The organism is Streptomyces sp. NPDC002788, assembly GCF_053592115.1.
The window spans coordinates 304,619-314,163 of sequence record NZ_JBSFVB010000003.1 but is presented as its reverse complement, the minus strand read 5'-3'; the positions used below and the strand labels follow the sequence as shown (position 1 = coordinate 314,163).

Annotated in this window: 10 protein-coding genes; 6 read left to right on the top strand and 4 right to left on the bottom strand. The window is 69.7% G+C overall.

Features of this window, described 5'->3' with window-relative positions; translation table 11 throughout:
- Positions 1-41: 41 nt before the first annotated feature.
- Both ACWD1U_RS08100 and ACWD1U_RS08095 read right to left on the bottom strand, forming a co-directional pair.
- A complete protein-coding gene (locus ACWD1U_RS08100) occupies positions 42-1,703 on the bottom strand; it encodes a condensation domain-containing protein (protein ID WP_451105488.1) in 1,662 nt (553 codons plus the stop codon).
- A 9-nt stretch (positions 1,704-1,712) separates the two neighbouring features.
- Positions 1,713-2,810: a cytochrome P450 gene (locus ACWD1U_RS08095; protein WP_451105486.1), complete on the bottom strand. Its 1,098-nt coding sequence runs from the start codon at positions 2,808-2,810 to the stop codon at positions 1,713-1,715.
- A gap of 551 nt (positions 2,811-3,361) precedes the next feature.
- Here ACWD1U_RS08095 and ACWD1U_RS08090 point away from each other — a divergent pair.
- From ACWD1U_RS08090 to ACWD1U_RS08065, 6 genes are all read left to right on the top strand, one after another.
- Positions 3,362-4,411, top strand: coding sequence for an aldo/keto reductase (locus ACWD1U_RS08090; protein ID WP_451105484.1), 1,050 nt, complete (start codon positions 3,362-3,364; stop codon positions 4,409-4,411).
- 117 nt (positions 4,412-4,528) lie between these two features.
- The gene (locus tag ACWD1U_RS08085) at positions 4,529-4,711 is read left to right on the top strand and encodes a hypothetical protein (protein ID WP_451105482.1); all 183 of its coding nucleotides are present in this window, start codon (positions 4,529-4,531) and stop codon (positions 4,709-4,711) included.
- Between the two features lie 50 nt (positions 4,712-4,761).
- Positions 4,762-5,241, top strand: coding sequence for a hypothetical protein (locus ACWD1U_RS08080; protein WP_451105480.1), 480 nt, complete (start codon positions 4,762-4,764; stop codon positions 5,239-5,241).
- A 56-nt stretch (positions 5,242-5,297) separates the two neighbouring features.
- Positions 5,298-5,621, top strand: coding sequence for a ferredoxin (fdxA, locus tag ACWD1U_RS08075; protein WP_451105478.1), 324 nt, complete (start codon positions 5,298-5,300; stop codon positions 5,619-5,621).
- Between the two features lie 15 nt (positions 5,622-5,636).
- On the top strand, positions 5,637-6,413 hold the full coding sequence (locus ACWD1U_RS08070; RefSeq protein WP_451105476.1) for a thioesterase II family protein: 777 nt from the start codon (positions 5,637-5,639) through the stop codon (positions 6,411-6,413).
- Positions 6,414-6,418: 5 nt separating this feature from the next.
- A complete protein-coding gene (locus ACWD1U_RS08065) occupies positions 6,419-7,600 on the top strand; it encodes an epoxide hydrolase family protein (RefSeq protein WP_451105780.1) in 1,182 nt (393 codons plus the stop codon).
- 197 nt (positions 7,601-7,797) lie between these two features.
- On the opposite strand, the gene ACWD1U_RS08060 is transcribed toward ACWD1U_RS08065, so the two are convergent.
- Both ACWD1U_RS08060 and ACWD1U_RS08055 read right to left on the bottom strand, forming a co-directional pair.
- The gene (locus tag ACWD1U_RS08060; RefSeq protein ID WP_451105474.1) at positions 7,798-8,073 is read right to left on the bottom strand and encodes a hypothetical protein; all 276 of its coding nucleotides are present in this window, start codon (positions 8,071-8,073) and stop codon (positions 7,798-7,800) included.
- 103 nt (positions 8,074-8,176) lie between these two features.
- The gene (locus ACWD1U_RS08055; protein ID WP_451105472.1) at positions 8,177-8,629 is read right to left on the bottom strand and encodes an NUDIX domain-containing protein; all 453 of its coding nucleotides are present in this window, start codon (positions 8,627-8,629) and stop codon (positions 8,177-8,179) included.
- Between the last annotated feature and the right edge of the window lie 916 nt (positions 8,630-9,545).

The window sequence follows — 9,545 nt, the reverse complement described above, 5'->3', positions numbered from 1 at the left end:
ACGAGGGGTGGTCGCGGTCGGCTCGGCACGGAAGCCGGAGGTCAGCCGCGGGCAGCGCCGAATATGCGGTCGCGGGCACCGGACCCGGCGGCGGACGCGCCGGGCCCGGCCGGAGCGGCGAGGAGTTCGGCGTGGCCGCGTACGGTTCCCGCGCGGAAGAGGTCCATGGTCCTCAGGGCCTGGCCGGAGGTCTGGCTGAGCCGCTCGACGAGCATGATCAGCAGCAGGGAGTCGCCGCCGGCGTCGAAGAAGCTGACGTCGTCGCCCACCTGTTCGTCGGTCTTGAGGACCTCCTGCCACAGGGAGCGGACGAGCTCGATGCGGGCCTCGGGCGTGGACAGGTCTACGGCAGCGGACTGGTCGGTCACGGTTTCCTCCGGAAAGTCGACGAGCTGGATGGCACAGCGCTGAAGGTCTGCGAGGAGGGCGGCGACGTCGCCCCGGTCGTAGAGGGCCTCGATGAAGTCGGCGGACAGCTCCAGCTGCCGGGAGCCGGACTCCTCGGTCACGGTGACGAACAGGCCCAGGTCGTACTTCATGTGCAAGGAGGGCAGGGGCTGGATGCGGCCCACCACGTCCTCGGCCAGGTGCAGGTCCGCGGGCACCTCAGCCATGTTCACCAGCACCGCGGACAGCGGCGGCCAGATGACCTCCCGCTCGGGCCGCAGGCCGGCGGCGACGGCGTCGAGCGGCACGTCGGCGTCGACGAAGGCCTCCATGGCGGCGAACCGGGTGGTGCGAAGGAGCTCACGCCAGGTGGTCGCCTCGTCGAGGGTCACCCGGACCATGGATGTGTTCATGAACATGCCAATCGCGTCGGCGTGGGCCGGATCGTCACGGCCGGGCCACCCGAAGGCGAAGAGGAAGTCCCGCTGGTCCCCCGTGCGCGCCAGGGAGGCGGCGAACAGGGCCGTGCCGACCATGAACGGGGTGCAGCCCTCGGCCTCGGCCACCGCCAGCAGGTCCTCGGTGAGGCCTGCGTCGAACCGGAGGGCGGCGCTCGCCCCGGACAGCGAAGGGTCGTCGGTCTGCCGGCGGAAGGGGATCCGCACGTCGACGGGCACCCCCGTGAGCCGTTCGAGGACCGCGGGCAGCCGTTCCTCCGTCTCCTCCGGTCCCGCCATGGTGACCACCTCGCTGGGATGCGGGGGCGTGCTCAGGCGGGGTTCGGCACCGGCCACGGCGGCCCGGTACACCTCGGCGATCTCCGTCATGAGCAGCGTGCGCGACCAGCCGTCGCAGACGATGTGGTGCACGGTGAACACCAGCAGCGTGGTCCCGGCATCGACGCGGATCACCTCGGCGCGGGCGGGTGCCTCGTCGGCCAGGTCGAAGGGCGTGTAGCACAGGAGGTCCACGAGCCGGTCCAGCTCATGCGCGGACCAGCCCTCCGCGGCGGCGTCGAGGAAGCCCGCCTCGGCGGGCGGGGCGTCCGTGCGGTACTCGATCCGCTTGTTCCAGGCGTCGAGCCGGAAGCGGGAGCGCAGCGCGGGATGCCGGCCGAGGACCCGTCGTACGGAGGCCACCAGCAGGTCGTGGTCCACGGGTCCCGAGAACCGCACGACGGTGGGGATCAGACTCGTGGGGCGCAGGTGCTCCACCCGGTCCAGGACCCACAGCCCCTTCTGCGCCGGATTGGCTTCGTACCACTGGGGCTCAGCGGTCCGCCGGGTGGGCGGGAGCATGTCTTTCGCCGTTTCCATCGGATTCCCTCAGGAGCGCCGGCGCGCCGTGATCGGCACGTGCTTGTAGCCGGACGCGAAGTTGGAGATGAGCCGCTCGGGCTTGCCGGCCGGCTCGAAGTCCTCGTAGCGGGCGAAGAGTTCCTCGAACAGGACGCCGACCGTGACGCGGGCGACGCTGTGCCCGACGCAGTAGTGCGGGCCGATGCCGAACGCGAGGTGTTTGTTGGGCTTGCGCCGGATGTCGAAGGTCTCGCTGTTCTCGAACACCTCCTCGTCGCGGTTGGCGGAGCCGAGCCAGGCGACGACGGCGTCACCGGCGGCGATCCGCGTACCGCGCACGACCGTGTCCCGGGTGGCGTAGCGCAGGACGTGGTTGACCGGTGAGGCCCAGCGCAACGCCTCCTCGTAGGCCGTCCCGTTGACCTCGGGGTGGGCCGCCCAGTCCGCCATCACGTCGGTGCCGGTGAACTCGGCGAGGAAGAAGGTGGGGGCGTGCGGGGTAGTGACGTTGGCGCCCAGCAGCAGGCTGTAGCAGTTCGCGACGATCTCGCTCGCAGACATGTGCCGGCCCTCGAAACGGGTGGAGATCAGCACACTGAGCAGGTCGTCACCGAGGTTGTCGCGGCGGTGCCGCATGAGGTCCTGGAAGTAGCCGAACAGCTCGCGGTGCGCCGCCTGCAGCGTCGCCTCCTTGCCGCCCGGATCCTGGAACTCCGGATCGTCGGCGGCGATACACACCGTGGTCAGCCTGCTCAGCCACGCCCAGTCCGCCTCCGGCAGCCCCATCATCGTGCCGGTGACCGACATCGGCAGCGCCAGCATGGCCGTGCCGAAGTCGAACGCCTGGCCCGAGCCGAGCGGTTCGAGGAGGTCGACGACCTTCCCCCGGATCGTCTCCCGCTGGCGGTCCACCGCCTTCACGGCGAGGGCCTTCTTCAGCCGGGCCTGCCGTTCGGTGTGCCGGGGCGGGTCCGTGACGGCCAGCTGCTGCCCGCCGGCGGGGTCGTCGGTGCCGAGCAGGTCGAGCAGGGTGCCCCGCTCGGAGGTGAACGTGGCGGAGTCACGCAGCACCAGATCGGTGTCGGCGTACTTCACCACGGACCAGAAGCCCCGCTCGTCGTCCACCTGGTGCCAGCTGAGCCCGTCCTCCTGACGCAGCCGCCGCCAGATCTCGTAGGCGTCTCCGCTGCTGTAGAGGGTGGGGTCGATGAGGTCGGCTGACGCCGCGTCGACTGGGCAGCCGGAGGAACGAGTTTCGTGCCTGGATATGGCCCGACTCCTTTCACGGAAGCATCGCGTTACGGACGGCGGACGGCACAGGCCGGCCTGGGCGTCGGAGGGAGAGAAAGCACGCCGCCCGGGAATTCGGAGGGGGCGTGGGCGAGTCGCGAGAACCGAGCGGTTCACCGCCCGCGACCGACATAGCTGGACCGTATCCCCTGGCCGCCCGCACCGGGCAAGCGGCGACGATCAGGGCCCGACTACTTACGGAACTTGCCATTCTCGTTCCGGTGCGCCAGCCATCTGCTGAACCCGGTCGCACACCTGCGTAAGCTCCCGATCCAGCTCGCAAACCCCACTTCCCCGGATGCCGCAGCACAACCCGTGGGCTGCGCGTTCGCATCCAGAAAACTCGGAACCATTTCGGCAAGTCGACCTTGCAAGGGAGCATGACCATGCGTTACCGCACGCTCGGCGGGACCGGCATGGAAGTGAGCGCGTACTGCCTCGGCACCATGAATTTCGGTTTCGTCGCGAATTCGGATCACGAATCCTGTATTCGCATCGTCCACACGGCCCTCGACCAGGGAATCAACTTCGTCGATACCGCGGACATGTACGCGGCGGGCGAATCGGAAATCATCGTGGGCAAGGCGCTCAAGGGACGCCGCGACGACGTGGTGCTCGCCACGAAGGTGCACTTCCAGATGGGTGAGGGCCGCAATCGCAGCGGCAATTCACGACGCTGGATCACCCAGGCGGTGGAGGACAGTCTCGGCCGGCTGCAGACCGACTGGATCGACCTCTACCAGGTGCACCGCCCCGACTACTCCACCGACGTGGAGGAGACCCTCGGGGTCCTCACCGACCTCGTCCGGCAGGGCAAGATCCGCGCCTTCGGGTGTTCGTCCTTCCCCGTGGAGGACATCGTCGACTCGCACCATGTGGCCGAGCGTCGCGGCCTGATGCGCTTCCGTACCGAGCAGCCTCCGTACTCGCTGCTCGCCCGTGGCATCGAGGCCGATGTGCTGCCCGCCTGTCAGCGCCACCGGATGGGCGTGCTGACCTGGAGTCCGCTCGCCTTCGGGTTCCTGTCCGGCAAGTACCGCAAGGGCGACGCCATCGACCTCACCCAGGGCCGCCCCGCGGTCGTGCCCGCGCGTTTCGACCCGGCGCTGGCCCAGAACACGGCGAAGTTCGACGCCCTGGAGCAGCTGATCGACCTCGCCGGCGACCTCGGCTGCACGTTGCCCGAACTCGCGCTGGCCTTCGTCACCGCGCACCCCGCCGTGACCTCCGCGATCATCGGCCCGCGCACCACGGACCACCTCGACAGCGCTCTCAAGGGCGCTTCGCTCACCCTCGACGACGCCGTCCTCGACCGGATCGACGAGATCGTCCCGCCGGGCACCGACCTCTACGCCCCACTCGCCTCCTGGCCGCCACCAGCCCTCGCGACTCCCGCGCTGCGCCGCAGGCCGCTCGAGGACCGGGCAGCGGCCTGACCCGCCGGTGCGGTGCCACGTCCCGGCCGCTCGAGGCCGGACAAGGCGCCGTCACCTCTCCTGCGCCCATGAGGCGTTCATCCCACCGACACCGACCGGAAGTTGAGGTCATCCGAGATGAGCCACGACGAGCAGCCGTCCGACGACCAAGCCGCCACGCCCCGGCGTACCGCCGTGGCCCCCATGGAGACCTTCGAGCGGTCCTCGGGGCGCTCGATGCCGTGCCGCCACCACACCTGGGACCACAGCCCGGGCGGAGAGAGCTGCCCCTTCACCGACCCCATCTCGCTCGGACTGTGACACGCGGCGGACCCACACCACGCTGAACCCCACACCAAGGAGATTCCATCGTGAGCCAGGACGAACTCTTGGCGCGCTTGGAGACGGCCGTGGTCGACGCGTACTCCTTGTACCGCATCGCCCTGGGACACACCCCACGCGGATCCGTCCTGCGAGACGCGGCTCTGACCGGTGACATCCGTCTGGTCGTGCCCGCGTTCAGCTTCGGCGTCGCCTGCGCCATGCGTACCTGCTGGGACGAGGAGTGCGACGAACGGCACCCGCCTGGCGCCGGGGCGACGATCCGCCGGTTCCTCGGCGGCCGCGGCGTCGAGGCCGCCGAACCCACGCCGGAGGCGACGGTGGCGGCCGGGCAGTTGTACGCGGACTGCGCCCAGCACCGTGTCACGGGCGCCGAGGTCCTCGCCGCCTGCCACACGGTGGTGCTGGCCGGCGATCGCGGGACGCCCCTGGTCTCGACGGCCCGGGCGTCGTACTGCTATCTGCCACTGGCCGACCGGCGACCGAGCCTGCGTATCGACTACGTCTGACACCGTCACCCGACCCGGTCCGACTCGCCACCACTGAACGGGAGAAGCAACACCCCATGTCGTATGTGATCGCTCAGCCCTGCGTCGACGTCAAGGACAAGGCCTGTCTCGAAGAGTGCCCCGTCGACTGCATCTACGAGGGCGAGCGCGCCCTCTACATCCAGCCCGACGAATGCGTCGACTGCGGCGCCTGCGAGCCGGTGTGCCCCGTGGAGGCCATCTTCTACGAGGACGACGTCCCCGCGGAGTGGCAGGTCTACATCCAGGCCAACGCGGAGTTCTTCACCGAGCTCGGATCGCCCGGCGGCGCCTCGAAGCTGGGTCTGATCGAGCACGACCACGCCCTGATCGCCGCGCAGCCCCAGCAGACCCCGGCCTGAGAGGGAATCGTGAGCATGACTGTCCCGTCCCCCTGGCTCAAGCGCATCGGAGGGCCTGCCCAGGCCGAGAGCGGCACACCCGAGTTGGTGTGCTTCCCGCACTCCGGGGGTGCCGCGAGCTGGTACCGGCCCCTCGCCGCCGAGCTCGGCGACGACATCGTGACCGTCGCAGTGCAGTACCCGGGCCGACAGGAACGGCACGACGAACCGGCCATCACTGATCTGCACGAGCTGGCCGACCGCACCGCCGAGGCGCTCGACAACGCCGACACCGGAGTGCCGCGGATCTTCTTCGGCCACAGCATGGGCGCCATCCTCGCCTACGAGGTCGCTCAGCGGCTCGGCGAGCGGGGTCCGGCGGCGCTGCTCGCCTCGGGCCGCCCTGCCCCCGACCGCGTCCGGCTCACCACTTCGTACCTCCTCGACGACGCAGCGCTGGTGGAGCAGATCTCCTGGCTCGGCGGCACCACGAAGGAACTGCTCGACCACCCCGAGATGCGCTCGCTACTGCTGCCGGTGATCCGCAGCGACTACCGGGCGAGCGAGACGTACCGCCCCCGGCCGGGCTGCGGTCCGCTGGACTGTTCCCTGATCGCGCTCGGCGGCGACGGGGACCCGGTCGCGCCGCTCGACGACGTCCAGGCCTGGTCCCGCCACACGACCGGCCCGTTCCGCCTGGAGCTTCTGCCGGGCGACCACTTTTACCTGCTGGACCACTGGGCGGCCATCGCCGACCTCGTACGGACCTGCGTTCGACCGCTGCCGGCGGTGCCTGGAATCCTGCCCGGATGAGCGAGATGAACCCCCCGAGCCCCGCCGAGCGCGTGGAGCCGTTCCGCCTGGACATCGCGGAAGCCGATCTGGACGATCTGCGCCGGCGGCTGGACCGCACCCGCTGGCCCGACGAGCTGCCCGGCGCGGGCTGGGACTACGGGGTGCCGCTCGCGCATCTCCAGGAGCTCACCCGGTACTGGCGGCACGACTACGACTGGCGTGCCGCCGAGGCCCGGCTCAACGAATGGCCGCAGTACACCACCGTGATCGACGGCGCGCGCGTCCACTTCGCGCACATCCGCTCTCCCGAACCGGGTGCCACGCCCCTGTTGATGACCCATGGCTGGCCGGGCTCCCTGGTCGAGTTCACCCACGTCGCCGGGCCCCTCACCGACCCGGCGCGGTACGGCGGGGACCCCGCCGACGCCTTCCACCTGGTGCTGCCGAGCATTCCGGGCTTCGGCCTGTCGGGTCCCACCCGTGAGCGCGGCTGGGAACCGCGCAGGGTGACCGCGGCCTTCGCTGAACTCATGCGCCGGCTCGGCCACGCACGCTACGGGGTGCAGGGCGGGGACTGGGGCGCCGCGATCTCCCGCGAACTGGGCCGTACGCGCCCCGAGGTGATCGGCGTCCATCTGAACCTTCTGCCCAACGGCTACATGGCGCACGACCCCGGCGATCTCTCCGGGCTCTCACCGCAGGAGGCCGAGAACACCCGCCGGTCCTGGGCCCGCTTCCAGGCCTGGGTACGCGACCGGCAGGGCTACGCGGACATCCAGTCCACCCGGCCGCAGACCCTGGCGTACGGCCTGACTGACTCGCCGGTCGGCCAACTCGCCTGGATCGCGGAGAAGTTCCACGAGTGGGCCGAACACCCCGTGGACCGTGACCTCCTGCTCACCAACGTCATGCTGTACTGGCTGACCGCCACGGCGGGCTCCTCGGCGCGCATCTACTACGAGCGCGCGCACGCGGACTACTGGGGCACCCCGCCCGAACCCTCCACGGCACCGACCGCCGTCGCCCACTTCCCCCACGACAACTTCGTCCTCCTGAAGCACATCGCGCAGAAGACGAACAACGTCGTCCAGTGGACGGACCACGACCGCGGTGGCCATTTCCCCGCGCTGGAGGAGCCGGACCTGCTCGTCGACGACATCCGGAGGTTCTTCCGCACACTGCGCCTCAGAGCGGACCGTGACTGAGCGTTAGCTCGCATTGCTGGGTCTTCCTCGCCTTGCGGAAATGGGGTGCACTGGATATATAGGGTCCATCTCACTCGCGGGCTGCTCAGATTGACGGTCTGATCCGCCAGGTGACTGCCGCCGTGACTTCCTCGGTGGTGTACGCGCGCAGCAGGGCATCGAGCGAGCGGTCCACCCGTGCACGGCGATCGGACCGGTCACGAGCGAGGTGCCTGTGCGACGGCTTCGCTGAGGAAGTCCTCGGGGCTCTTCCCGGCCGCGGCGGCCTGACCACGGGCCCGCTCCCACACGTCGTCGGCCATGGGGATGCTCATAAGGTACTTGCCATCGGGCCCGGGGAAGACGCTGCACAGCACATCGATGGGGAGTGCGTGCTGCAACCGCCGCCAGATCTTCCTCATAGCCTGGTGCTCGTTCTTCGCGGTCACGAGCACGGCGAAGCGTGTGCGGTCTGTGGAGGCCGCCAGGGGCAAGCGGCCCTCCTTTCGCGCGGCTCTCAACTCGACGGCCCCAACTGCGCGGGTCAAAACGATCTCAATGGCGTGCAAGGGCACTTCACCTCTCCTGTCTCTCGGCTCATTCAAGGGAGATCACTCCGTCGGGCAGCCAGCCCTCCCAGTAGCCGTCGATGAGGTCGAGCAGCACTTCTGGCTCCACTCGCACTTCCCTGTCCCGTAGTTCGGCCGTCTCCCACCACCGCGCGCCCGGCGCCAGCAAGACACTCACATCACACGGCCAGGCCTTTCCCGCGGGTGCCACAAGGACGAAGTACTCCTCGTACCGGCGTTGCCCGGACAAAGGAATCCGCCCGATAACGGGGGCGATCCGCAGTGCGGGCATCCGCAGTTCACGCCTGAGATGGCGTACGGCGGCCCGGCGGAGGGACTCGCCGGGCCGCATCGGAAGGGCGGGGACGCTCCAGACGACCGATGACATCCCGGGGTCAGGCACCAGCAGGAAGCGTCGCGCCTCGGGATCGATGACAACGGGGCGGATCTGCGCGGCGGGCTGGGAACCTGGACTCGTCACACGGACCACACTGCCCACATGTGATTGGAATAGCACCCTGGAGTGTTCCAGGTGGGTGAGGCGGGGCAGCATCCTCTTGTACGGCATCCGGTGCACTGTGTGCTGAATCCGGCACGGGGCGTCCGCTCCACCCAGTGGACTAGAAGCCGGGCAGGAGTGAGCAGCGTCGGGGGGCCTGTGCGTGGTGTGAACACACACAGACCGATCCGAGGCCGCTCACTCCTGCCGCCCGAACGGAACCGTGGTGGCGGGGGAGGGGTCTACTTGGTGTGGCCGGATCGACTGTCCGTCGGTGACCAAGTCCGTTTCGATGGACGGGACTATGCGGTCCGGTATGTGCTCGGCCGACGGCTGACTCTGGTGGACTCTTCCGGTGCTGTGAGGCAGGCGGACGTGGTCGTGCTTCTGCGCAGTGGCGCGAGAGTGCTCGACGGGGGCGGCACGCAGGAAGGGGAAAGTGCCCCCCCGTCAGCCACGGCTTGGGCGCGGGCGCGGTGGTGGCAGTCGCATGTTGTTGAGGTACTGACCGGGCTAGCTCTGGATGCGCCTCCCGGGGCACGCCCGCGTCCTGCTTTCGATCCAGCTCACCACTCGCTGGCGGCACGGGAGGAGGCCAAGGCACAGGAGCTGGCCGAGTCGGGCGTGCGGGGGGCATCGGCGCGTACAGTGCGGCGCAAGCGGCAGCGCTATCAGGCGTTGGGGCTGGACGGTCTGCTGGACGGGCGGGCCGGACGGCACGAGGCGCCGGGGGCTAGGCTTGACCCCCGGGTGGTGGACGCCGTACGGGAGATCGTCCTCTCGCACGGGGGCCCTGGGCGAGTAAGGGTCGAGCGGGTACGCGCGGAGCTGCTGACCCGGCTGGCCGGCCAGGCCCTCGACGGCGACGTGTCAGTACCGTCCCACTCCGCTCTGCGAC